The sequence below is a fragment of the Pedobacter folensis genome, assembly GCF_056490665.1.
The window spans coordinates 691,338-713,768 of sequence record NZ_JBWJIF010000002.1; the positions used below are offsets into that span (position 1 = coordinate 691,338).

A 22,431-nucleotide genomic window follows, 5' to 3' on the forward strand; every position below is an offset into this window, starting at 1 on the left:
ATTAGGTGTTAAAGTTCTCTTTTACAAATGTTTTATATTGATTTTCCAATTCTTCAAAACCAATATTAAGCAGATAAATATTCCTGAAAACCACAGGCAGATCATCCGTAATGAATTGCTGTTTTCTGTAGTTTCTTACATTATCTATGGCCGTTTCATCTACAAAAAAACCAATTCCTCTTTTATTGTTAATGATGTTCTTGTTTTGTAGCAGCTCGTAGGTGCGCATTACCGTATTCGGATTTACTTCCATTTCTACGGCCAGTTCCCGCACCGAAGGAACTTTCTCGTCGGCTTTCCATTTTCCTAGCAGAATGTGTTCGCAAACATATTCTGCTATTTGAAGGTATATTGCCTTGTTATCTCTAAATTCCATATCTATACCTTTTAAAAATTAAACTTCTTTTTCTTTGAGACGAACATAGACTATTAACCAAATAATAAGACTGAGTGCAATTGTTGTCCAAAAAAATGTGGTCAAAACAAAACCTTTCTCGTTGCCGCCAATAATATATTTAACGCTTTTATTTTCTGTTAGCCATGTTGAGAATTTGAGTGTTATAAAAAATACCAGAGCGAAAAATACGGTAACAGATAAGGCGGTTTTGATATAGTGAAAACGATTAAAATACACAGAACCTAAGAGAAAAATACTCGTAAAGAAAAAAGGGAGCGCGAATAAAAATTTAAACTCTCTGTCGGCCGTTAGGTCATCAAAAACAGTACTGAAAGAAACTACAGTAAGCTTACCTGTATTATAATTAATGGCTTTTTTATTTTCCCATAACTCATTAAGATAACTTACAAAAATCGCATCGATTACATAAAAAATGAGCAGATAGCTCAGAATACTAAGGATAGATGTATAAAGAAAAGCACAAAGAAATTTCTCAGTAACTGAGGCAGGGGTCATTAACTCCATAATGGCCTTAGATTTTTGGCCTAGCGAATTAAAGTATGCACTGGCTTCTATGGTAAGAAATAGAAATCCAATCATAAGAAAAATAACTACCCGGAAGCCCAGTTGCACATGTTCATTATCATCCCATCTAAAATAAGAGCTCTTATATCGAGGGATGTTGAAAAGATAGAAACCAACAATAATTATAGTGAGTATTATTAAACTCATGAGGTAAACTTTCCCAAATTCGAGCCACCGTCTTCTAAGCAATAAGCCAAATCGATTGATATTAAAGGTGTTGTTCATGGTTTAGCTGAATAAAGGTTTAAATTTGATTTTTTCGGCAAGGATAGCGTTGAAAAGAAGTTCCATGTCCAATTTACTTTCTTCGTGGTGATAGTTCGGCATTACCGCATTATAGCCCGATAACGATGGTTCTGCATAAAAAATGCTATCGTCTATTTCTTTAACTTTTTTGAAAGTTAATTTGGCGGTAATTTCTTCTACCGATGCTTTTAGGGCAATATCGTTTTCATCAAGCATAATCACGGTATCAATCAGGTTATCCAAATCCCTTACCTGATGGGTAGAGATGATGATACAGCGATCATCTGTCATGGCAGAGGCCATAATTTTTCTGAACTGCGCTTTTGATGGAATATCTAAGCCATTCGTAGGCTCATCCATAATGATCAGCTTAGCCTGAGTAGCTAATCCGAAAGCAATGATGAATTTTTTCTTTTGTCCATAACTCATATCAACCAGGTTATTGCTTGCCGGAATATCAAATTCTTTTAAAAGTCTTGCAAAATAATCATGATCAAAATTTTTGTAAAATGGTGCATTTGCTTTCAGGTAGGCATCAATTTTTACCGATGGCAAATAAAATTCTTCTGGTATAAAACAGATTTGCGCTAAGAGTGCTGGCTGTCTTTTTGCAGGATTAAAACCCATTACATCCAATGTACCACTCTGTGCATACACCAAACCGGCCAGGTTTTTTAATAAGCTCGATTTACCGGCTCCGTTTTTTCCAAGCAAACCGTAAATATGGCCGTTGCTTAACCGCATGCTCATATTTTTAAATAATGGCTTATGCTTGCTGTAGCCAAAATTAAGATTGTTAATGTTGATCATATTACTGTATTAGTTAAATAATACACTAATGTATGATGTTGTTTTGTGATCTCCAAATTTTTGAAGAAAAAAGTTTAGCGATAAGCGAATTGCGGTTAGCGTTATCATGCCCATTGCTCCGCCATGGAAAGGTAAAATATCAGTTTAATAATTGTTGCATTAAAACATCTTTAACTGGAGATTGTATGTTTGTGGAAAGCAAATCACACGATATGTCTAAATTATTTTCTCCTTTTACCATAAAGGATGTAACCTTAAAAAATAGAATTGTTATTTCGCCAATGTGCCAGTATTCTGCCGTTGATGGTTTTGCCAACGATTGGCATTTGGTGCACTTGGGTAGCCGTGCAGTTGGTGGCGCGGGATTGATTATTCAGGAAGCTTCTGCGGTAACTGCAGAAGGAAGAATTACCTATGCCGATTTGGGCATTTGGAAAGATGAACATGTAGATAAACTGAAACAAATTGTTTCTTTCATTCATGATAACGGTGCGATTGCAGGCATCCAATTGGCGCATGCCGGTAGAAAAGCCAGTTGTGAGGTGCCCTGGAATGGTGGTGAGCAGCTAGCCGAAGGCGCGAATAGCTGGACACCCGTTGCACCATCTTCAGCTCCTTTTAAGCCAGGGCAGGTTGAACCTCATGAATTAACCATCTCAGAAATTCAGGATATAGTTTTTGCTTTCCGGGCAGCCGCTCAACGTGCATTGGCGGCGGGTTATAAGGTAGTAGAAATACATGCTGCGCACGGTTATTTATTACATCAGTTTTTTAGTCCGCTGAGTAACAAACGAACTGATGTTTATGGCGGAAGTTTCGAAAACCGTATCCGTTTGGTAATCGATGTGGTGGAAGCCGTACAATCGGTATGGCCGGAGAATTTGCCTTTATTTGTACGTATCTCAGCAACAGACTGGACCGAAGGCGGCTGGAATGAGAATGATTCGTTACAATTGGTGGCGGTGTTAAAAGATCGTGGTGTCGATTTAATAGATACTTCATCGGGGGGAAATGTACCTGATGCTTTTATCCCTGCGGGACCAAACTACCAGGTTCCTTTTGCGGATAAAATCAGAAATGAAATTGGCATTTATACGGGGGCTGTAGGTGTGATTGTTGAAGCGGAGCAAGCAGAAGATATTTTAGAACAGGGCAAGGCAGATTTAATTTTTATTGCCCGCGAATCACTGCGCGATGCTTATTTTCCTACCCATGCGGCTCAGGTACTTGGCGATGATACAGAATGGCCAAACCAATATGTGAGGGCAAAAAGGGAAACGCTTAAGAAGTAACAGGTGATAATAAACCACCATAAATCGTCATTTCGACTGAAGCTTACCGATTTTTCATCGGTTGCGTAACGGAGAAATCTTTAAGCTTATTAATAATCATGGTTCAAAGATCTCTCCACTCCGCATTGCTTCGGTCGAGATGACGACCTTTCTATTAGAAACTGTTAGGAGTAAATAATTGAGGAGGATGCAGTTAACAAGAACAATTCTTCTTAGGTGTACTTTAACAAAAAAGCGGAGCAATCTTCTAGATCAACTCCGCTTTTTTTGTTTAGCAGTGTTTGGGTTAATTTTTATTTAGCCACCGTAAAAGGAATATACAATCCGAAAGTGATGTTTCTACCGGTGTTGTAAACCCCTAAATTGAGGTTTTCTGAATCTAAACGTCCTGGTTTTAACCGGCTCAGTGCATCGTAATATTTGTGATCCAACAGGTTATTAGCAGAAACCGATAGTTTAACCGGCTGTTTACCTAAATTAAAGGTAGCGCCGATACCTGCATTTAGCAAGGTATAACCGCTTGTTGGTGTTTCGAAAACATCATCTACCCGGGCTTGTTTAAATGCAGAGTTAATGCCAACTGATAAGTAAGCATCATTTGTGCCTTTAAGCTTAGGCTCGAAACGTAATTCGTTGCGTAATGTACCCGCTGGTATAAAGGCCAATGGCTTGTTTAAACTGTTGTTTTGTGCATGTACATAACCAAATGTATTTTCGAAATGGATAAAAGGAACCGGATGTATGGTTAAACTTGCTTCTGCGCCATACAGGTTCGCGTTTACCTGACCATAACGGTAAACCGGATAATCATCTCCTTCGGCCATTATTCTTTCGCCATTTGTTGAGGCATAGATAAAGTTGTGGATGTAATTATTGTAAATACTTGCACTTGCGCTGATTAATTTTCCTTCATATTCCAATGCCGCATCTACCTGGTAACTACGCTCAGGACTTAAGTTAGAATTACCAATTTCGTAACGGAAAGTTCCTTCATGTACACCATTTGAAGCTAATTCTGCCGGGTTTGGTGCACGAAATGCAGAACCTGCATTGGCTTTAAAGTTAAGCTCCTCATTAAATTGATGGGTAAAACCCAATGCACCACTTACATTCGAAAATTTGTTTTGAAATGGTGCAAACTGTTCTTCACCATCTACAAATAACTGTTTTCCATTATTTTTACGATAATCGTAACGGGCACCAATGCTAAAGGTGTTGCTTTCCCAGTTCTTTTTCGCGTAGGCAAAAACACCCACGCCATAAGTATCATAATTCGGAATTAAGAATTCGTCATTTGCCTTGTTTTCGCTATGACCTGCATCGGCACTTATTCCAAATACCGGCTGCCATCCATTCGTTTCGTGGATATAGTATTTTAAATCGGCATTATAGGTTTTAAGATCGAAGAACAAAGAAGGATCTGGTCCTTCTTCCAGCTCACGGCGCTGGTTTTGCTGATAGCCAAAATCGGCCTTCAAATTACCATTACCGATAATGAAATTGTTATTTAATGCGATTTTAAAGTGGCGGATATCCTGACGAGGATAATCTAAATCACGGTTTTTAAAGTCTGAGGTAATAAAAGATTCACCATCTTCTTTAACGAAGTTGCCATTTTCATCTAATGTTGGCTCATAAAAACCAATATTATTGCGGAAATTAGAAACGTTTAAATGAGAATATCCCCAGCTTTTGTTTAAACCAACCATTCCACTTAAATCGGTTTCATTAAAGCCAGAGTTCGGGAAATATCCGGTAGGTGTTTTAAAAGAGTAGGCATTTTTATAGGTTCCGCGGGCCCTCCAAACAAAACCGTTTTGGTTGCCGGTTAACATGAGTGAATTAGCAGTAAGCCCATTATTGGTCGAATAGTTGGTAATAAATTCGCCCTTAACCTGTCCTTCTGGTGCGGTACTTGGCTCTAATAAATTAATTACGCCACCAAGTGCATCGGAGCCGTACATTAACGAGGCTGCCCCACGTAGTACTTCAACCCGGTCTGATTTGAACTGATCGATTTCGATACCATGTTCGTCTCCCCATTGCTGGCCTTGTTGTTTAATCCCATCATCTAACGTTACAATTCTATTGTAGCCTAAACCCCTAATTACAGGTTTAGAAATAGATGGTCCCGTGGTGATTTGAGATACACCAGGGATTTTAGTAAGCGCATCGATTAAATTGCTGGAAGGCTGTAACAACTGATCTTTGCCAAGTACTGCCGATGAAGCGCTATTTCTTTTACTGGTGCTGCTGATTAAACTTCCGGTAATGACAATTTCCTTTGTCTCTATCGCGGTAGGTTGTAATGAAAATTCCAATCCACTTGCTGTGGCGAGGTTTACGACCTGAGTTGCTGTTTTATAACCTACATAGTGCACTTCAACTAAATAACTTCCTTTCGATGGAAGATTGTTTATGGTAAATGCGCCGTCGTTATTGGTTACCGCGCTAACTTTTAAATCAGGGATAAAAATGGTAGCACCCGGTAATGTTTGTTTTGTACTGGCATCAATAACCTTACCTTTTATATCTTTTAGTACGGCAGCGAAAGCAGTATTGCTCAATAATGTATATAGAATTACCAAGCCAATAAGCTGTAATTTTTTCATGTGTTGTGTGTAAATAAAAATGAACGAAAAGCCAAAAAAAGAGCTTAATGAAGCTGGTTTTAGTTTCCCGGATAAATAATTTGATTCAGCGCGGATGCGCTATAAGAAGAAAAAATTATGCTAAAGGAGGGCCACGTAAACAGGTGCGCTTTATTTCAGTAAAGGCATTCTTTAACGTGGGTTCTGTACGGTTGAAGATTTTAGCTGATAAGAAGATTCTGTAAATGTGGTGCGTTTGCACATAATTTTTTTCAAAACTGGCATTACAGATCAAACAGGTATCGCCGTGCGCTTGCACGTGGCTTACGTGTTTACAGTGCAATTCTTTTTGTACAACCGGTACGGGATTATGATGGTGAAGAACGCTCCACGGCGTTAAGGCAATAGCAAACACAATCAGCATAATTGCTGATAAATATTTTTTAATGTTTTGTCTATGCTTTTTCAACATGGCAAAAATAGTAATTCCTAGGCAATTATATATATTTACAAAGTAACATTGTATTTATGAGGGTATGACAGGCTATTTAACTCATAATTTAACCATTAAATTAAGACCATACCAATTGTAAAGCTATTTTCGTTATTAGATGTAATCAAAAGAATCTGTAGCTCATGAAGTTTATCCGGAAAAATATATTCAATGCGTTATTTATCATTATTCTTTTGATAATTGTTTTTGTGCCTGATGCAAAAGCATTTTTAATTAGGGGCTTAATTGAAATTGGTTTTTATATACCAAAGATCGAAACGCCTACTAACGTTTCTTCCAGCCTTAGTGGCATCCGGTTTAAGGATGTTAAAGGAAATCTGGTAGATCTGGGCGATTTAAAAGGCAAGGTTATTTTTCTTAATTTCTGGGCAACCTGGTGCCCGCCATGCATGGCCGAAATGCCTTCGATAAACAAATTGTATACACAGTTTAAAGGCGATAAAGATGTTGTTTTCATTTTTGCAGATGCAGATGGCGATTTCGAAAAATCGGGCAAGTTTATGCTTAGTCGTAAATACGAAATGCCAGTTTATAAAGTAGAAAGCAACATTCCTGAACAAATATTTAAAGGCGCTTTGCCTACCACTATTATTTTTGATAAGCAGGGCCGATTATCTTTTAAACACGAAGGAGTGGCCAATTACGCCGATAAAAAGATTGTTGATTTCCTCAATCAACTGAAAAACACAAATTAGTTTCCATCATTAAAAGCTATTCTTAATCCTGGTCTTAATGAAATTTGATGCTGAAATGATATTTGAATTGCAATATATGTAGTTAACTACATATATTTGTTGAATAATAATTAACCATGCAAAACGACTTTAAAATTGAACGGTTAAATAATCAATTCTGCGAAGAGATTATTGGGTTGATTCTGCCCATCCAGCAAATAGAATTTAATGTAGATATCGATTTAGCTGCGCAGCCAGATCTGTTAGACATTGAAAAAAATTACGATGGCTCCGGCGGTGCCTTCTGGGGAGCCAAATTAAATGGAGAATTGATTGGTACTATTGCTTTAATTGCTGTACCTGAGCATCAATCGGTGGCAATCAGGAAAATGTTTGTTAAAAAAGAATTTCGCGGTAAAGATTTGGGTGTTGCGCAGGCTTTATTGAAAACGCTTTTAGCCTATTGCGCAGATAATAAGCTGAATGAGGTATATTTGGGTACCAAAGACATATTGCAGGCCGCCTGTCGCTTTTACGAACGTAACGGATTTAAGCAAGTTGAAATGAAAGATTTACCAGCTTATTTTCCGCGGATGGCTGTCGATAATGTGTTTTATGGTCTGGATTTAAAACCTGTTTAATGGAACAAAATGTAATTGATGCTTCTGGCTTACTGGCTATTTCTACGCGTTTGCAGAGGCTGAGCGATCAGATCCGTAAAGATGGCCTGTTAATTTATAAAGCATTCGGAATCGATTTTCAACCTAAATGGTTTCCTGTGCTCTATACTTTGTATAAAAAATCGACCATGAGTGTGGTTTCCCTTTCAGATGAAATTGGTTATGCACATCCATCTACCATCAGTTTATTGAAAGAGCTGGAGAAAGAGAAACTGATCCGTTCTAAAAAAGACAAGGTTGATACCCGCAAACGTTTGGTTGAGCTCACCGAAAAGGGATCTTCACTTCTTGCTACGATGGAACCCGTATGGGAAGTGATTATTAAAGCCACAGCCGATATTACCAATACACAGAATAACTTAATGAAAGCCATAAATGAGGTTGAAGCCACATTAAAGGAAAAAAGCTTTTTGCAAAGAGCCGAGGTTTATATGAAAAAATGATTGACTGATTGAATTTTGGCTGGCAAGAAAGGTTAATCAATGATTTTGTTATTTTTGCCCCCATGATTTCATTTTTCGAGGCTTCACTTAAGCAACTTTCTATCCACCATACAGGCAATAAACTGCTTGAAGAGTATTACAAATTATCTGATGCGCCTTTAAAAATTGATGATGAAGTGTTGGGAAACCTGTTAATGCAGTATTTCTTAAAACCTTTTGAAAAAGTAAATGAAGTCTATCGTTTTTATCATCCCAACGATAATCTTGAATTGAATGAAGTATTTCATTTCGTTCATGAAATTTTCGAAAACAACGAACTTTTTCACGAAGATTCGCAACAACTTGCCAAACATTTATACGATGTAGCCAATCATCCAAAAATTAAATCGGGAGAGTTGTATGTGGCTTATTTCGAAAAAGTGCAGATAGAAGGTGAACAATTGGATGTGGTTGGGGTTTTCAAATCTGAAACAAAAGATACCTACTTAAAAGTTTATCCTGAACAGGATGGCTTTAATGTAAGTTACGAGCAAGAAGCCATCAGCATTAACAAGTTGGATAAAGGATGTCTGATTTTCAATGTAGATCGGGAGGATGGGTACAAAGTTGTGGTACTGGATCAATCGAAGAGCAGCAACGATTCAGCTGTTTACTGGAAAGATGAATTCTTAAAACTGAAAATCAGGAACGATAGTTATAACCAGACCAATAATGTGTTGGGGGTTTATAAAAACTTCGTCACACAAAAGCTGGATGATGATTACGAAATCAGCAAAGCCGATAAAATTGATCTGTTAAACCGTTCGATGAAATATTTCAAAGAGAAAGAAACCTTTGATATTGAAGAGTTCGGTAACGAAGTAATTGGTAATGCTGAAGGAATAGAATCGTTCAAAAACTACAAAAAAAATTACGAGCAGGAGTTCGAAAGTCCGATAGCCGATCATTTTGAAATCGCCGAATCTGCCGTAAAAAAACAAGCCCGTGCTTATAAAAGTGTGTTAAAACTGGATAAGAACTTCCACATCTATATCCATGGTAATAAAGATATGATCGAGAAAGGTTATGACGATGATAAATCGATGAACTTTTACAAGGTATATTTTAGGGAAGAAGAGTAGGGTTTAGTCATGAGTCCTCAGTCTTGAGTCACGAGTCATAAGTCGACTTTGGACTACGGACTAAATCCTTTGTTGTGCCAATTCCTTGGTCTGTGTCCTCACAGACCGAAACTAAATTTTATTTTCTATTTTTAGTAATGGACAATAATATTTTCAAACAAGATCGCAACTCAAAAATGCTTTTGAATGAAGTATATTTTTGGACAGATACGGTTAAAGATTGGAAAAAGATATTGTCTCAGACTAAGTACAAAACGATATTACTCGATACCTTAAGAGAACTTGTAAGGAGAAAGAAAATTATCGTTTATGCTTTTGTGATTATGCCAAATCATTTACATTTAATATGGCAAATGATTGAAACTAATGGAAAAGAAATGCCTCATGCAAGTTTTAACAAGTACACTTCTCATCAAATTTTTCAGGATTTAAAACTTCATCATCCAGATGCATTGCCACATTTTAAAGTATCTGATGGCGAAAGAAATTTTCGTTTATGGCAGCGTGATCCCTTAGCTATTCTTTTGGATACGCAGGATAAACTTGAGCAAAAAATAGATTATATACATTATAATCCATTACAAGAGCAATGGCAACTAAGTGAACAACCAGAAGATTATGAATGGTCTTCTGCCAGATTTTACGAAACTGGTATAGACAATTTTGGATTTTTAACTGATTATAGGAACCTCCTTTAATTTTATTTCATTTCGGTCTGTGAGGACACAGACCGAGGATTAGAGTCATAAGTCGACTTTGGACTGAAGACTACGGACTGAGGACTAAATCCTCTGCTGTGCTTTTAAGGCCAGGTACTGATTAATTACATTAACCGTAAGCTTTTGTGGCGGGGTAAGGATGGCCAATATGCCATGTTTGTTAAGTTCCTTAACCATTAGTTTTTTCTCGTAGATAAATTTCTCAGCAATGGTTTTGTGATAAATTCCTTCTACATCTTTAGCCGGTTCTGTGCTTAATTCTTTTAGTTCGGTATTTTCGAAAAATACAACCACCAGTAAGTGGTATTTGGCAATTCTTTTTAAATAAGGTAATTGCCTTTGCAGGGCAGATAAACTTTCGAAATTGGTAAAGAAAACCAAAAGACCGCGTTGCTTTACTACGGAACGTACTGCCGAATATAATGCCTCGAGATTACTCTCCAGGTATCTTGTTTTTTCTTTATAAAGCACATTCATGATGCTACCCAGCTGCGAGGCTTTACGATCTGCAGTCACAATGGATCCTATATTTTCGGAGATGGTAATTAAACCGGCTTTATCTTCCTTTAGCATGGCCACCTTTGAAAGGGCAACCGTGGCATTTATGGCATAATCGAGCAGGCTCAATCCTTCAAAAGGCATGCGCATTACGCGTGATTTATCAATAACGCAATATATATTCTGCGATTTCTCATCCGTATAGGTATTGACCATTAAACTGCTTTTTCTGGCTGTAGCTTTCCAGTTAATGGTACGGATATCGTCGCCGCCAACATAATTTTTGATCTGGTCAAACTCGCTGCTTTGCCCAACCTTTCTGATTTTTTTAATTCCGAATTCTGTTAAATAGCGTGAAGCAGCCAGCAATTCGTACTGACCAAGATTAATAAAAGAAGGATAAACCGGTAGAATTTTAGCGCCATCAAAATTGTATCGGCGACTAATCAAACCCAGCGGCGAACTAATATATGCCCTGATGAAGCCAAAATCATACTCACCACGTTTAGTTGGCCGCAGATTGTAGTGGATCGACTTTACTTCAGCAGATTTTAGGTACAGTTTAAAATCTTTATCCCGCAGTTGAAACTGAAAAGGTACCTCATCAATTACCCTGGCATTTACGCCAAAACCATAACTGTTCCTGATTTCGATTTGTATCGGATTTTCATCGCCATTACTCAAACGTTTCGAGGTAATTCTTTTGGCCGCAATCCCTTGGTTGTTTCGATATAGAATAAAAATATCGATAAAAAAGAGCACAAAAATGGTTCCTGTGGCTATTTCAGGGATATCGCCCAGCCAGGCAAAAAAGAACTTCAGCAAAAAGAGCACAACGCAGCACCCTAAAGCCGCAAATAAGCGATCGGTTAGGAATAGATTGGTGTAATATTGCTGAAAGAATTTTTTCAATGTTGTTTAATCGGTTAATTATTTAAACTGGTTAACTGTTAATTGCCAACTGTAAACTGAAAATTGGCAACTGATAACTGAACTACCTCGGTACTTCAATTTTTTTAATAATCTGGTTAACAATGTCGCTTGTGGTTAATCCCTCCATTTCCTTTTCAGGTGATAATAATATCCGGTGCGCCAATACAGGCCCTGCAACGGCAATAATATCTTCAGGTGTAACAAAATCGCGGTTTTGAATCGCAGCAAAGGCTTTTGCACTGTGTACAATGGCTAGCGATGCCCTTGGCGAAGCCCCCAGGTAAAGTGATGAATTGTTCCGGGTTTCATTTACGATTTTGGCGATAAACTCCAATAATTTTGGCTCTACAAATAAATTGCGGATGATTGCCCTGGCTCCTTGTATCTGTTGAACAGATAATACTGCTTTCACTTCGTCTAATAATGTTTTATTCACTAAAGTGTGCTGCGCCATCAAAATTGCAGTTTCCTCTTCCAATGAAGGGTATTTAACCTCTATTTTGAATAAAAACCTATCCAGTTGGGCCTCAGGCAGGCGATATGTTCCTTCCTGTTCAATCGGGTTCTGTGTGGCCAATACCATAAAAGGTTCATCCATGATATAGGTATGGCCGTCAATGGTTACCTGGCGCTCTTCCATTACCTCGAACAAGGCCGATTGGGTTTTTGCAGGTGCACGGTTAATCTCATCAACCAGAATAATATTGCCAAAAATAGGGCCTTTCCTAAATTCGAAATCTCCTGTTTTGGTATTAAATATCGGGGTTCCTAAAACATCCGATGGCATTAAATCGGGCGTAAACTGTACCCTCGAAAATTGTGCATCTATCGATTTTGCAAGCAACTTTGCGCTAAGTGTTTTGGCTACGCCTGGTACACCCTCAATTAAGATGTGCCCATCGGCAAGCAAACCAACAATTAAGAAATCAATAACCTGTTTTTGGCCGATAATGATATTTCCAAGTACATTTCTGATCTGATTTACCGCTTCATTTAAGGCGCTTAAATCGGTACGTGGGTTAAACTGTTCTTGTTCCATTGCTTTGCGTATTTTTATAAAACTGTTCTATACTTTCGTTTAAATTAATCAATTGGGTATCGCTTAAATCGCCCATAGTTGGTGTTTGCATAAAATGTTTGGTCAGGGCTTTGGCCAAGGCTTCATTAATGCCTGTTTTCTCCATCAGTACCTGAGCAAATTTGCTGTCGATATCGTTGGTTTTTAGATAATATCTGGCCCTTAAGTACTCCATAAAGTAATTGATCTTTTTAAGGGCAATATCGAGGTTGTTGCGTTCGTGATAATAAACGCTGCCAACTACATTAACAAAAGCCAGTGAAGAATTGGTCAGCGGATCGGCTATCGGGATAATTCTTTGCCTGCGTTTAATGTCGTACAAAACAAAAATGATCAAACTAAATATGGCCAGATAGTAGGCAAATTCCAGTTCAGGATGTTTAAAGAATACCCTGAGCATATCGGTAGTGCTGTTTTTTTGCGCAGAAAAATACTCATCAAAAATGAGCTGCTTATTTCCGTGTAAATAACTTAAGGTTTTAGCGGCGTATTCTGCACCATATTTATTGAGCAGATTGAAATTGGTGTAAAATCCCGGTTCTGCGATGAGGTAAAGACTGCCTTTTCCGTAAGCATAACGGATAAAATTGGGCTGGCCTTTCCCATTTACGCCGAGTATTGTTGTTTTACTGGTATCAACCTTACTAAAATACTGGCTGCCAATGCCTCTTTCAAAACCATAGTTGGCATCCGTTTTAAATTCTGGATTGGTAAAATTTAAGGTACTTCCTTCAGGCGACATTGCAGTAGAAGTTTGTACTTTAAGTTCCTTCCTTATTTTCCCTAAATCGTAAGTAGCAATAAATACATCATTGCCCGCCTGCATATATTTTATCAGCTGTTCAAGGTCAGTTTTACTAATGTCTGTCTTTTGCGCAACAATTATATAAGCGGTATTACTGAATTTTTTGGATTTTAAAGTGTTGTAAACGGCAGTTTTCGACTGTTGAATACTGGCTGAGGGTAAAATATCTTTAATTCTGTTGTATAAGATATAAGTACCATAAGGGATTTTATCTTTTGTGGCATATGTTGGAGCCCAGTTTGTTGGTGTAGGCTTGTTATACTGCGCAATTAAATAACCCAGGATTAGAATGGAACCAATAATCAGATATAATTTGTAACCTTTCATTTAATCTGGTTGTTAAACTGGTTAAACGATTGGTTGATAGGGTCGAATTTTACTTCATCGATAGGGAAATCGCCATACCAGATATAATCGAACTGCAGGGTAAGCTGGCTAAAATCGTTTCTCAGCTCCGGCTTACTGATTTCCATTAAATAATTATAATTGGTTTTATCGGGCTGCCATTGGATAATTTCGGCATCGCTCAGTTTTTTAAGCGCCCTCAGGTATAAAAGCCTGACAGCTAAACGGAACTTTCTTTCAGCAACTAATCTTTGTAATTCCTGTTCATAATCTATCTCATGAATGTTTTCGGTAATCACATCGTATGGAAGGATGGTTTCTTTTGATTTTTTAGCGAAGATTTTTTCAGCACCGATAATTTTAATTACAATAAACAAGATCAGTGCAACACCAAGTCCGATAAAAATATACCTGGAAAAAATATTAGCTGCGGCGCCCTGAAACAGCTCGCCAATTACATCCCAAAACCATAACCAAAATTTATCCCAGAGTGATAATTGTTGCTGACCTATTTCGTCGTATTGAAACTCTTTTTGCTCTTTGTAATTGCTTATGGCATCCTTATCGAATTTTGATACTACAACCTTACTGCTATCTGTTTTAATTATAGTAGTTACAGGCTTAGCTTTAACAGGTTGTGCATTGCTGATTACCGGAATAAAAAACAAAAGAGAAACAAGAAGATATCGGAATAGCGTGTGCTGCATTTTAATATTCTTCAGGTCTGGTATCGATGGGTTTTTCGGTATTGCCAAAATTAGAAATCCGCTCCATTAGGCCGGTACTTTCTTTTTGTTCAACCAAACTGAAATAGGCCAATGAAATGGTAATGATGGGGATGATGGTAAACACCTGGCATAACGACTGCAAAACAGTTGTAATCATGGTTAATGTTAAAGACATGTGCGGCGTTTTATGGGTAAACATGCCAATCATATTAAATATGCTGGTAGGTAAAATGATCATGCTCATACAGGCATAAACAATAATCCATACAACGATCAGTGTACCAAAGGTAATCCAGAAATTATCTCTAATAATGCTGAAGCTCCTGTTAAATGAATAACCTAATGAACCATTTTCGATTACCATTATCGGGAACATCATGGTAATATAGGGGAATAGCCAGAAGCCAGGTACCAGGCAAAACATAAAGGCAATACATATCAGGATAATTAATAGAATAGAACTCCCAAAAATCCTGAAAAAGTAATACTTAAAGTATCCCCAAACCTCATCAGTAGTTGGTGTTTGATTGCCTTTTTGCACATAGATGGCGATGTAAGAGAGGATGGCAACACTCATACTGGCATAGGTGGCCAAAGAGAATAAAATAGACAAGAAATATTCTAATCCGTATATATTTGAAAAGCCTAAGCCTTTAGTGTTTCTTCCATTACCAATGGTATTGATAATATTAACCATTTTGTATTGTTGCAATAACATGGTTAACATACTGGCCAGCACAAATAAGCCACAAAATGTGAAATATATTTTAATGAGCGGCTTTATATTTTGACGCATGAAGGTAAAGGTATCGTTGATAACCTGTCCGAAATCCCTTCTTTTCTTAAATTCAATTTTCCCTAGCATGTTAATTTAGCGTTGCTTGTTTATTGTAGATTTTTATGGGGTAAATAAATACATACCAAATGATAAAAGCTGCAGAAGATAATAAAATGGACATACTTAACCATAAAGGCATTTCAGTATGTCGCGTAACAAAACTTTCAAAAAATGCTGCAACGATAAAAATTGGGATCAGGCCAATTACAATTTTCAATCCATCTTTGGCCCCTTTTAAAACTGAAGCCATCCTGGTGTAGGTTTTGGGGAATAAGAGGCTATTTCCTAAAATTAAACCAGCGGCGCCTGCTAAAACAATTGCCGATATTTCTAATGTTCCATGGATCCAGATCACCAGAACCGATTGAAAGCCCAAGCCTTTACTGAAAAAGAAATATTGGAAAGAGCCGAGCATCACGCCATTTCTGAATAATGAAACGATGGAACCGAAGGAAAATATAATGCCTAAAACAAAAGTATATAGTGCAACATAAATATTATTAACGCCTATCTGCATAAACATGATAAACTCATTACTCTGTTTATAAACCCCAAACGGATCACCTTTGGCAATGTTTTCATTGGTCATGTTTACATAACCATCGCCCATAATTAATCGCACAAAGGTATCATCGTACTTAGCCGATAGCGCACCAATGGCGCAGGAAACCAGGAAAAATGCCAGGGCATAAAACACCTGTTTTCGGTGTTGCAGAAATATTAAGGGGAGTTCTGTTTTCCAAAAATGGATAAACCGGTTCGACTTTTCCTTTTTGTTTTTATAAACGGATTGATGTAGTTTAGAAGCTAAGCCATTGAGATAGGCTGTTGTTTTCGAATTTGGATAAAAAGTTTTGGAATAAGCTAAATCATTAGTGATTTCGATAAACTGATTGGCCACCTCATCAGGATTTGCCTGTTGCATGGAATCATAATGTTGCCACTTCTTCGAATTCTGTTTAACAAATAATGCTTCTCTCATTTAAAGGCCTTACCAAATCTCGGGTTAAAATAGCTAATTTTTTATGGAAATGAAACCAACATTATTTTCAAATCGCTTAACCAAGCTGAACAAATATACACAGATGAACAATCTAAATATGAAAATATAAGAAAACTTTAGTTTAAAAAAATAAATACTGGTTTACCGCTATTATCTTTAAAAAAAATTATGTTTGAATATGGATAGCATCAGAATTAGCACAGCTCAAAATATTGATATTGATTACGAAATTGCCGGCCTTGGTGAGCGTATAGCCGCAAGGTGTATCGATTTGGCTGGATTTATAATTCTCGCTGTAATTACCCTGGTGGTAATGGGCGCTGCACAAATGGCCATGTCGGGAAATGCTGCCATGGTTATTTTTTTCATTTTCCTGGCTATTTTTGCTTTCTACGATCTGGTTTGCGAAATTACGATGGATGGTCAAACCCTGGGGAAGAAGGTGTTAAAGATAAAGGTAATCAGCCTTGATGGCACACAACCAACTTTTGGACAGTATATTTTTAGGTGGTTATTTCGGATGATTGATTTCGGCTTCCCTTTTGGCTGGGGCGTTGTGGCGCTGGTTTCGGTAGCGATAACCAAAAATCATCAGCGATTGGGCGATATGCTGGCTAAAACCACGCTGATTAAAACGAAACCCAGAACTGAATTTTCTAATGTGGCCTTCAGTTTTAGTTTACCTGAAGAATACGAACCACAGTTTAAGGAAGTGCTGCACTTAAATGACAGGGATATAGAACTGATTCATGAAGTGTTGACCGGTTATTACCAAACCGGCAATGTCGACCTGATTTATACCATGGCAGCCAAAACCAAAGCACGTATTTTTGTAACTATTCCAAATGGGATGAACGAGTTACAGTTTTTAGAGACGGTATTAAAGGATTATAATCACCTTACGGCTAATATGAGTGTTTAGCTAAAAAACATTTTATGTACATAGCTGATCATTACAAAATTACCGATTACGATAACCAATATTCTAAAGATAAGAGGACCTTTTTTGATCTGAAGTTTATACAATAAGCCAGCTGAGATAAATAAAAACAACAGCGGGATGGTAGGTGGATAAAGTGACCAGCTTTTTGATAAATCGCCTTGAAGAAGAGCGATAAAAGATCTTTGAAAGCCACAACCCGGACAATCGATTCCTGTTAATGCTTTAAATGGGCAGGTGATTAAATGATTTTGCAGCCAATCAACCAGGTTGATCGAGCTGCAAAATATAAATATGATAAACATCCTTGAATTAAACTACCGGAGGAGGCGTATCGTTTGGATTATCTTGATTACCGAATGGTTTGTTAAACGGATTATTCGGGTTATTGAACGGGTTGTTACCAAAACCGCCATTTTGTGCTTCTGCTGCCGATGGGCCTAAATATTTAGCATCGCCAAAGCCAAGCATTGGCCAAAATACAAAAGCCAATAGAATTAGTCCTACAGTATATCCCTCTGATTTGCCAAAACTTTTGCTCATTAGATTTATAAGCCAAATCGCAAAAACAGGAGCTGAACAAGGGATTAGTAACCATAAAATCCAGATCATTGGTTTACCTACAATTTCAATCATCACAATTTCTCTATAAATAGGTATAATACAAGCCCAACCTGGTTTACCCGCTTTTTCAAAGGTTTTCCACATTCCTGCTAGAGTAATTACAATCAGGATGAGATAAAAAATTATAGCTCCTGCACCAATACCTGCGGCTATTCCGCTTGATTCATACTCATTCATAATTTAACTGTTTTTAAGGTGATTAATTTAAATAGTTAAACTAAAATAAATTTTTTAATTTAAAAACAGCATAAACAAACGTTTAATTATTTCAACACATTGGCCACTTTGGGTAATAAAGCAGTTGCCCATTCTGTGTACATTTTTCCACTTGGATGCAATCCATCACTTGCCACTAAAGACAGATCGGTTGCTGCATTTCGGGAAGCCGGTGTAATGTTGGTGTAGCTTACGCCAGCTGAAAGCGCGATTTCCTGGTTTGCGGCGTTAAAGCTATCAATTTCATTAGCAATGTTTTGTGTACTTCGTCCGGAGTTTTTGCCAAAAGGTGTAGCACCCCAATCTGGAATAGAAACTACAAAAACCTTACTCTTGTTGCCTCCGGCAAAAGCGATTGCGGTCTGTAACAATTCTGTGAACTCCTTTTTGTAAGTGCTGATGGGGTAAGCCCGGTATTGATTGTTTACACCAATTAAAAGTGTAACAAAGCTATAGGTGCCAGTTAAATTCTCTTTTTTTATACCAATTTGTAGTTCATCGGTAGTCCAGCCGGTAACGGCAATAATTTTTGGATTTGCCACACTACTGCCCTGGGCTTTTAATAAACCCTGAAGCTGATAAGGAAAAGATTCAGGCTGTTTAACCGATTCGCCAATGGTATAAGAATCGCCAAGTGCCAGATAAGTAAAACTATCTTCCCCATTTGGTGAAGTTGTTGTTCGATCGCTAACGGGTTCAATAGGCATGGGCTGTTGTTTTGTACAGCCCGAAGTTAAGAAAGAAAATAAAATGGCGCTTAATAAAATCTTCATAGTGTAATCTACGAAGTAACATTCGGCTTAGTTTTATTTTAGTGCAGTAATCAGTTTTTGTCTGAAAGTAGAATCGGTAATAATACTACCCTCAAAAATTCCAAAATTACCTTCTATCATTAATTTTTCTTTTTCAGTAAGGTTGTTAAAGAAAAATGCACAGGCTAAATTCGATCCCTTTTTTTCTGTTGCATAAAAAGCATCTGTTAAAATAAATGCTGTTGATCCGCCTTTTTGCCCTAAGTGTTTAAAAACAGCCTGGTTGCCTGGGTTCACCATAGGCCATTCCATCAGCTGGTCCAGGATATTTTGAATTTCGGGTTTGAAGTAATTCCTGCTGTTAATCTTTTGCATTATATTTCCGTAATCGGCAGTAGTTGAGGCTACCAATCTATCTGACCATATTTTTTGTATTCTGTGTGGTAAATTTATAGAGCTAAAAGTTTTGATAAATGTTGAATCTGTTTTTAATTTGATGTGATTGGTTTCGCACAGTTTCCGATATTCATCCATTGGAATGGCCTCCAATTGAGCGATCCATTTTTCTTCGTCGATGTTTGCAGGCCTAAGACAGGTCATCAGCGCCCCAGCGGTAAAATAGTAATGGGGGCTATGTTGCCGTAGTTTTAGTGTTTTGATATTACGGTTTATATTTGCTAATCCCAATAAATCTTGAAGATATTCTGTATTGGCATTCGAGCTAAACCTGATCATGCCCTGGGCAACCTGTAATAAAGAAACACTATCTCCTTTTTTCTTTTTTAACGATTTCAGCCACTGAATATGTGCCCCTCCATCAGTAAATGGAATATAGTATTTGTTGAGCTCGCTTATTGCTATATTTTGATTTGCTTTAAATTTTTTAGCCACAACCTGATTAGAAAATTCAATGGCAATCATGGTTTTGGCAGCACTCGCCAAGGGCATCAATTGATTGCTGTTATAATTGAGTACTTCCTTGCCATTCTCAATGAGTACAATCGATGCTTTTTTTGGGTTATCCTTAATGAATTTGATTATTTCATCCAGGTTTTGTGCTGAAACATGAGTTGTAATGAGCACTAAGATGAAGATAGCAATGAGCCTGATCATTAAATAAGCTTCATTTTAAAGAGTTCGGCAATATGATTCTTTAATTTCTCTTTTACTTCTTCCATATCGAGATCGTAACCGAGTTCTTTTGCTAAAGAAGTTACGGCTTTATCATCAATGCCGCAGGGCACAATATTTTTAAAGTAATCTAAATCTACATTTACATTAAAGGCGAAACCGTGCATGGTAACCCAGCGGCTGCAACGTACGCCCATCGCGCATATTTTGCGTGCCTTTTCGTTATCGGCATCTAACCAAACACCGGTAAAACCAGGATAACGGCCCGCTGCTATCCCGTAATCCTTCAAAGTAAGGATAACGGCTTCCTCCAGGGTACGTAAATATAAATGGATATCAGTAAAGAAATTATCGAGATCGAGAATAGGGTAGCCCACTAGCTGCCCCGGACCATGATAGGTAATATCACCACCCCGGTTTATCTTGTAGTAAGTTGCCTGTTTATCTTTTAATCCCTGCTCATCTAATAATAAATTTTCGGGATGCCCGCTTTTACCTAAAGTGTACACGTGTGGGTGCTCGCAAAATACCAGGTGGTTTGGGGTAGGTTTATGGGTATTGTTTACACGGTTTTCTGTTTTAATGGCCACCGTTTTATTGAGTAAATGTTCCTGTTTATCCCAGGCTTCCTGATAGTCTGTTAAGCCCCAATCTGTAAAAGTAGTTGGCACTAAACCTGTCGCAATTGCTTTTTCCGCTGTCTCGTTCATCTCCATTTATGTTAAGAATTGCTGGCTACATAGCCCAACATGTAACTGTCTTTTGTTTTAAAATAATTAACAGTAAGCTCTCGTGTACCTGTTGGCAATTCTACCAACGCATTTAATGAGCCTTCGTTTTTTAGCTTAAAAGGTTTAATATGGATATGCTGTTTAAATTCCAAACCTTTTTTTCCGTGCCACTTATAAATGGCCTCTTTGGCACACCAAGCTACGTATAAGCCATCCGTATTATCTCCGATCTGTTTTTGGGCCAGCTCTACATCGCTTAAAAACTTGTGCTTAATGCTTTTTATTTTGTGCTTAATGAGTTCAATATCAACGCCAACAGGATGTTCTTTACTAATCATTACCGCAGCGTAATCGTAAGAATGGCTTAACGAAATATGATAGTCGAAATTAACCAGATAGGGCTTGCCATGTTCATCAAACTGACAGTCGATATACTCAGTGGTATTCAGCATGGTTCTCAAGAGCAGTCTGGTGCTTAACCAATGCAGCAAGCGCTTGCCGCTGTTTAATGACGAAATAATATCATGTTCATGCTGCTTAAGCTGCAGCCCGGCCAACAACTCTTCTTCCGTTTCTTCAATTTTCCAAATTGCTAAAACAGCATGCTGATCAATATTTTTATTGTAAATTATTGGCATTGATTAAATTGGAGATTACATGCAAAATTATCTTAAATAAATGATAATTTAGGCCAAAAATACGTATAAAAATGATATTATCTGATAGCAGGATATTAGAAGAAATTGAGAAGGGAACAATCATCATTGAGCCTTTTAAACGCGAATGTTTAGGAACCAACTCGTATGATGTTCATTTGGGGAAATACCTGGCTACCTATAAAAGCCGTGTGCTTGATGCAAAGGCACATAACGAAATCGAACATTTTGAAATTCCTAAAGATGGGTACATCCTTCATCCAGGTACGCTATACCTGGGGGTTACCGTAGAATATACCGAAACGCACGGGCATGTACCTTTTTTAGAAGGTAAAAGCAGTACCGGTCGTTTGGGTATTGATATTCATGCAACAGCAGGTAAAGGTGATGTTGGTTTTTGTAATACCTGGACATTGGAAATATCGGTAGCGCAACCAGTAAAAATTTATGCCGGAATGCCTATTGGCCAATTGATTTACTTTGTTGTTGAAGGTAAGATCGAAACGATGTACAATTCGAAAGGTAACGCTAAGTACAACAATAAAACCACCAGGCCGGTAGAAAGCATGATGTGGAAGAATAAGTTTTAATGATTGGTTAACTGGTTAACGGTTTTTGTAATTGTTAAATTGTTAAGATTGCTGAATTGTAAACTGCCAATTTCTCCATTTAAACACATTTTAATTTTTTGGAAAGGGCGCCTGTAACAGGCGGGGGGATAACGGAGGCTTTGTTCTTCCGGGTACTAAACATTGTACCTAAACCCGATTAAAGCGAACACATAGTGAAACGAAGTAAAGCGTAAAGCGGGGCTGATGATGCCAGGTGGTCAGAACCCCTCATTTCCAAATCACCCTGCCCTGAAAGAATGTTTTTTTTGATAAGGAAAGGCAATATGTTATGGCTGTCGGGGTTTATTAACAACGGACACCAAATGCGCAGAATCCTTTCATTTCCGAATCCATTTCGATTAAGCTGTATTTTGCTTTCAACTAAGGATTTAGAAGTGAGACTAAATTTCATGGTATCTTCATAAAAATATGCCTTAGGTTTTGTACCTTGACGCGTATTTATTTGTTAC

At 37.7% G+C, this 22,431-nt stretch carries 25 protein-coding genes; 8 read left to right on the plus strand and 17 right to left on the minus strand.

The genetic code is table 11. The features are described from left to right. Position 1 precedes the first annotated feature (1 nt). The 3 genes from AC04QZ_RS11575 to AC04QZ_RS11585 form a co-directional block, all read right to left on the minus strand. A complete protein-coding gene (locus AC04QZ_RS11575; protein WP_478357885.1) occupies positions 2 to 376 on the minus strand; it encodes a GntR family transcriptional regulator in 375 nt (124 codons plus the stop codon). Between the two features lie 18 nt (positions 377 to 394). Next, positions 395 to 1,129, minus strand: coding sequence for a hypothetical protein (locus AC04QZ_RS11580; RefSeq protein ID WP_478357886.1), 735 nt, complete (start codon positions 1,127 to 1,129; stop codon positions 395 to 397). An 81-nt stretch (positions 1,130 to 1,210) separates the two neighbouring features. Then, the gene (locus AC04QZ_RS11585) at positions 1,211 to 2,038 is read right to left on the minus strand and encodes an ABC transporter ATP-binding protein (RefSeq protein ID WP_086548685.1); all 828 of its coding nucleotides are present in this window, start codon (positions 2,036 to 2,038) and stop codon (positions 1,211 to 1,213) included. Between the two features lie 212 nt (positions 2,039 to 2,250). Between AC04QZ_RS11585 and AC04QZ_RS11590 the strand changes: the two genes are divergently transcribed. Further along, the gene (locus tag AC04QZ_RS11590) at positions 2,251 to 3,330 is read left to right on the plus strand and encodes an NADH:flavin oxidoreductase/NADH oxidase (RefSeq protein WP_478357887.1); all 1,080 of its coding nucleotides are present in this window, start codon (positions 2,251 to 2,253) and stop codon (positions 3,328 to 3,330) included. A 293-nt stretch (positions 3,331 to 3,623) separates the two neighbouring features. Here the strand turns inward: AC04QZ_RS11590 and AC04QZ_RS11595 are convergent, their stop codons facing one another. Beyond that, the gene (locus AC04QZ_RS11595) at positions 3,624 to 5,942 is read right to left on the minus strand and encodes a TonB-dependent receptor (RefSeq protein ID WP_478357888.1); all 2,319 of its coding nucleotides are present in this window, start codon (positions 5,940 to 5,942) and stop codon (positions 3,624 to 3,626) included. A gap of 115 nt (positions 5,943 to 6,057) precedes the next feature. Then, positions 6,058 to 6,393: a hypothetical protein gene (locus tag AC04QZ_RS11600; protein ID WP_478357889.1), complete on the minus strand. Its 336-nt coding sequence runs from the start codon at positions 6,391 to 6,393 to the stop codon at positions 6,058 to 6,060. Between the two features lie 164 nt (positions 6,394 to 6,557). Here AC04QZ_RS11600 and AC04QZ_RS11605 point away from each other — a divergent pair, with 164 nt between their 5' ends. The 5 genes from AC04QZ_RS11605 (at position 6,558) to AC04QZ_RS11625 (ending at position 10,051) form a co-directional block, all read left to right on the plus strand. Then, on the plus strand, positions 6,558 to 7,130 hold the full coding sequence (locus AC04QZ_RS11605) for a TlpA family protein disulfide reductase (protein ID WP_478357890.1): 573 nt from the start codon (positions 6,558 to 6,560) through the stop codon (positions 7,128 to 7,130). A 116-nt stretch (positions 7,131 to 7,246) separates the two neighbouring features. Next, positions 7,247 to 7,750, plus strand: a complete 504-nt coding sequence (locus AC04QZ_RS11610) for a GNAT family N-acetyltransferase (protein WP_478357891.1) — start codon at positions 7,247 to 7,249, stop codon at positions 7,748 to 7,750. Further along, the gene (locus AC04QZ_RS11615; protein WP_478357892.1) at positions 7,750 to 8,232 is read left to right on the plus strand and encodes a MarR family transcriptional regulator; all 483 of its coding nucleotides are present in this window, start codon (positions 7,750 to 7,752) and stop codon (positions 8,230 to 8,232) included. Before AC04QZ_RS11610 ends, AC04QZ_RS11615 begins: the two co-directional genes overlap by 1 nt. 62 nt (positions 8,233 to 8,294) lie before the next feature. Next, positions 8,295 to 9,353: a nucleoid-associated protein gene (locus tag AC04QZ_RS11620; protein ID WP_478357893.1), complete on the plus strand. Its 1,059-nt coding sequence runs from the start codon at positions 8,295 to 8,297 to the stop codon at positions 9,351 to 9,353. A gap of 137 nt (positions 9,354 to 9,490) precedes the next feature. Next, a complete protein-coding gene (locus AC04QZ_RS11625; RefSeq protein ID WP_478357894.1) occupies positions 9,491 to 10,051 on the plus strand; it encodes a transposase in 561 nt (186 codons plus the stop codon). 84 nt (positions 10,052 to 10,135) lie between these two features. On the opposite strand, the gene AC04QZ_RS11630 is transcribed toward AC04QZ_RS11625, so the two are convergent. The 6 genes from AC04QZ_RS11630 to AC04QZ_RS11655 all read right to left on the minus strand — a co-directional run bounded on the left by AC04QZ_RS11630 (position 10,136) and on the right by AC04QZ_RS11655 (position 16,279). Beyond that, entirely contained in the window at positions 10,136 to 11,482 is a 1,347-nt protein-coding gene (locus AC04QZ_RS11630) for a DUF58 domain-containing protein (RefSeq protein ID WP_478357895.1), read from the minus strand. 82 nt (positions 11,483 to 11,564) lie between these two features. Beyond that, the gene (locus AC04QZ_RS11635; protein WP_086548693.1) at positions 11,565 to 12,542 is read right to left on the minus strand and encodes an AAA family ATPase; all 978 of its coding nucleotides are present in this window, start codon (positions 12,540 to 12,542) and stop codon (positions 11,565 to 11,567) included. After that, positions 12,523 to 13,713 carry a DUF4350 domain-containing protein gene (locus AC04QZ_RS11640; RefSeq protein WP_478357896.1) on the minus strand — a complete coding sequence of 397 codons (1,191 nt, stop codon included), beginning with the start codon at positions 13,711 to 13,713 and terminating at the stop codon, positions 12,523 to 12,525. Before AC04QZ_RS11640 ends, AC04QZ_RS11635 begins: the two co-directional genes overlap by 20 nt. Then, positions 13,710 to 14,438 carry a DUF4129 domain-containing protein gene (locus AC04QZ_RS11645; RefSeq protein ID WP_478357897.1) on the minus strand — a complete coding sequence of 243 codons (729 nt, stop codon included), beginning with the start codon at positions 14,436 to 14,438 and terminating at the stop codon, positions 13,710 to 13,712. Before AC04QZ_RS11645 ends, AC04QZ_RS11640 begins: the two co-directional genes overlap by 4 nt. A 1-nt stretch (position 14,439) precedes the next feature. Continuing rightward, on the minus strand, positions 14,440 to 15,324 hold the full coding sequence (locus tag AC04QZ_RS11650; protein WP_086548696.1) for a hypothetical protein: 885 nt from the start codon (positions 15,322 to 15,324) through the stop codon (positions 14,440 to 14,442). Position 15,325: 1 nt separating this feature from the next. Further along, complete coding sequence (locus AC04QZ_RS11655) at positions 15,326 to 16,279, minus strand: stage II sporulation protein M (RefSeq protein ID WP_478357898.1); 954 nt, start codon at positions 16,277 to 16,279, stop codon at positions 15,326 to 15,328. A 199-nt stretch (positions 16,280 to 16,478) separates the two neighbouring features. Between AC04QZ_RS11655 and AC04QZ_RS11660 the strand changes: the two genes are divergently transcribed. Then, positions 16,479 to 17,222: an RDD family protein gene (locus AC04QZ_RS11660; protein WP_478357899.1), complete on the plus strand. Its 744-nt coding sequence runs from the start codon at positions 16,479 to 16,481 to the stop codon at positions 17,220 to 17,222. On the opposite strand, the gene AC04QZ_RS11665 is transcribed toward AC04QZ_RS11660, so the two are convergent. The 6 genes from AC04QZ_RS11665 to AC04QZ_RS11690 form a co-directional block, all read right to left on the minus strand. Then, positions 17,219 to 17,545, minus strand: coding sequence for a DUF2752 domain-containing protein (locus tag AC04QZ_RS11665; protein ID WP_478357900.1), 327 nt, complete (start codon positions 17,543 to 17,545; stop codon positions 17,219 to 17,221). The two genes, AC04QZ_RS11660 and AC04QZ_RS11665, sit on opposite strands and share 4 nt — an antisense overlap. Before the next feature lie 7 nt (positions 17,546 to 17,552). Next, the gene (locus AC04QZ_RS11670) at positions 17,553 to 18,041 is read right to left on the minus strand and encodes a DUF5684 domain-containing protein (RefSeq protein ID WP_086548700.1); all 489 of its coding nucleotides are present in this window, start codon (positions 18,039 to 18,041) and stop codon (positions 17,553 to 17,555) included. Positions 18,042 to 18,127: 86 nt separating this feature from the next. Then, positions 18,128 to 18,853 (minus strand): SGNH/GDSL hydrolase family protein, encoded by a 726-nt coding sequence (locus tag AC04QZ_RS11675; RefSeq protein ID WP_478357901.1) that lies wholly within the window; start codon positions 18,851 to 18,853, stop codon positions 18,128 to 18,130. Between the two features lie 33 nt (positions 18,854 to 18,886). Then, positions 18,887 to 19,945: a serine hydrolase gene (locus AC04QZ_RS11680; RefSeq protein WP_478357902.1), complete on the minus strand. Its 1,059-nt coding sequence runs from the start codon at positions 19,943 to 19,945 to the stop codon at positions 18,887 to 18,889. Beyond that, positions 19,945 to 20,673, minus strand: a complete 729-nt coding sequence (lipB, locus tag AC04QZ_RS11685) for a lipoyl(octanoyl) transferase LipB (protein ID WP_478357903.1) — start codon at positions 20,671 to 20,673, stop codon at positions 19,945 to 19,947. Before lipB ends, AC04QZ_RS11680 begins: the two co-directional genes overlap by 1 nt. Positions 20,674 to 20,684: 11 nt before the next feature. Continuing rightward, the gene (locus tag AC04QZ_RS11690) at positions 20,685 to 21,332 is read right to left on the minus strand and encodes a 4'-phosphopantetheinyl transferase family protein (RefSeq protein ID WP_478357904.1); all 648 of its coding nucleotides are present in this window, start codon (positions 21,330 to 21,332) and stop codon (positions 20,685 to 20,687) included. Positions 21,333 to 21,403: 71 nt separating this feature from the next. Between AC04QZ_RS11690 and dcd the strand changes: the two genes are divergently transcribed. Continuing rightward, positions 21,404 to 21,940, plus strand: a complete 537-nt coding sequence (gene dcd, locus AC04QZ_RS11695) for a dCTP deaminase (RefSeq protein WP_086548704.1) — start codon at positions 21,404 to 21,406, stop codon at positions 21,938 to 21,940. Positions 21,941 to 22,431: the final 491 nt, after the last annotated feature.

Coding starts and splice junctions, on each gene's coding strand:
- AC04QZ_RS11575 (WP_478357885.1), bottom strand. CDS start 376: ATGGAATTTAGAGATAACAAGGCAATATACCTTCAAATAGCAGAATAT.
- AC04QZ_RS11580 (WP_478357886.1), bottom strand. CDS start 1,129: ATGAGTTTAATAATACTCACTATAATTATTGTTGGTTTCTATCTTTTC.
- AC04QZ_RS11585 (WP_086548685.1), bottom strand. CDS start 2,038: ATGATCAACATTAACAATCTTAATTTTGGCTACAGCAAGCATAAGCCA.
- AC04QZ_RS11590 (WP_478357887.1), top strand. CDS start 2,251: ATGTCTAAATTATTTTCTCCTTTTACCATAAAGGATGTAACCTTAAAA.
- AC04QZ_RS11595 (WP_478357888.1), bottom strand. CDS start 5,942: ATGAAAAAATTACAGCTTATTGGCTTGGTAATTCTATATACATTATTG.
- AC04QZ_RS11600 (WP_478357889.1), bottom strand. CDS start 6,393: ATGTTGAAAAAGCATAGACAAAACATTAAAAAATATTTATCAGCAATT.
- AC04QZ_RS11605 (WP_478357890.1), top strand. CDS start 6,558: ATGAAGTTTATCCGGAAAAATATATTCAATGCGTTATTTATCATTATT.
- AC04QZ_RS11610 (WP_478357891.1), top strand. CDS start 7,247: ATGCAAAACGACTTTAAAATTGAACGGTTAAATAATCAATTCTGCGAA.
- AC04QZ_RS11615 (WP_478357892.1), top strand. CDS start 7,750: ATGGAACAAAATGTAATTGATGCTTCTGGCTTACTGGCTATTTCTACG.
- AC04QZ_RS11620 (WP_478357893.1), top strand. CDS start 8,295: ATGATTTCATTTTTCGAGGCTTCACTTAAGCAACTTTCTATCCACCAT.
- AC04QZ_RS11625 (WP_478357894.1), top strand. CDS start 9,491: ATGGACAATAATATTTTCAAACAAGATCGCAACTCAAAAATGCTTTTG.
- AC04QZ_RS11635 (WP_086548693.1), bottom strand. CDS start 12,542: ATGGAACAAGAACAGTTTAACCCACGTACCGATTTAAGCGCCTTAAAT.
- AC04QZ_RS11640 (WP_478357896.1), bottom strand. CDS start 13,713: ATGAAAGGTTACAAATTATATCTGATTATTGGTTCCATTCTAATCCTG.
- AC04QZ_RS11645 (WP_478357897.1), bottom strand. CDS start 14,438: ATGCAGCACACGCTATTCCGATATCTTCTTGTTTCTCTTTTGTTTTTT.
- AC04QZ_RS11650 (WP_086548696.1), bottom strand. CDS start 15,324: ATGCTAGGGAAAATTGAATTTAAGAAAAGAAGGGATTTCGGACAGGTT.
- AC04QZ_RS11655 (WP_478357898.1), bottom strand. CDS start 16,279: ATGAGAGAAGCATTATTTGTTAAACAGAATTCGAAGAAGTGGCAACAT.
- AC04QZ_RS11660 (WP_478357899.1), top strand. CDS start 16,479: ATGGATAGCATCAGAATTAGCACAGCTCAAAATATTGATATTGATTAC.
- AC04QZ_RS11665 (WP_478357900.1), bottom strand. CDS start 17,545: ATGTTTATCATATTTATATTTTGCAGCTCGATCAACCTGGTTGATTGG.
- AC04QZ_RS11670 (WP_086548700.1), bottom strand. CDS start 18,041: ATGAATGAGTATGAATCAAGCGGAATAGCCGCAGGTATTGGTGCAGGA.
- AC04QZ_RS11675 (WP_478357901.1), bottom strand. CDS start 18,853: ATGAAGATTTTATTAAGCGCCATTTTATTTTCTTTCTTAACTTCGGGC.
- AC04QZ_RS11680 (WP_478357902.1), bottom strand. CDS start 19,945: ATGATCAGGCTCATTGCTATCTTCATCTTAGTGCTCATTACAACTCAT.
- lipB (WP_478357903.1), bottom strand. CDS start 20,673: ATGAACGAGACAGCGGAAAAAGCAATTGCGACAGGTTTAGTGCCAACT.
- AC04QZ_RS11690 (WP_478357904.1), bottom strand. CDS start 21,332: ATGCCAATAATTTACAATAAAAATATTGATCAGCATGCTGTTTTAGCA.
- dcd (WP_086548704.1), top strand. CDS start 21,404: ATGATATTATCTGATAGCAGGATATTAGAAGAAATTGAGAAGGGAACA.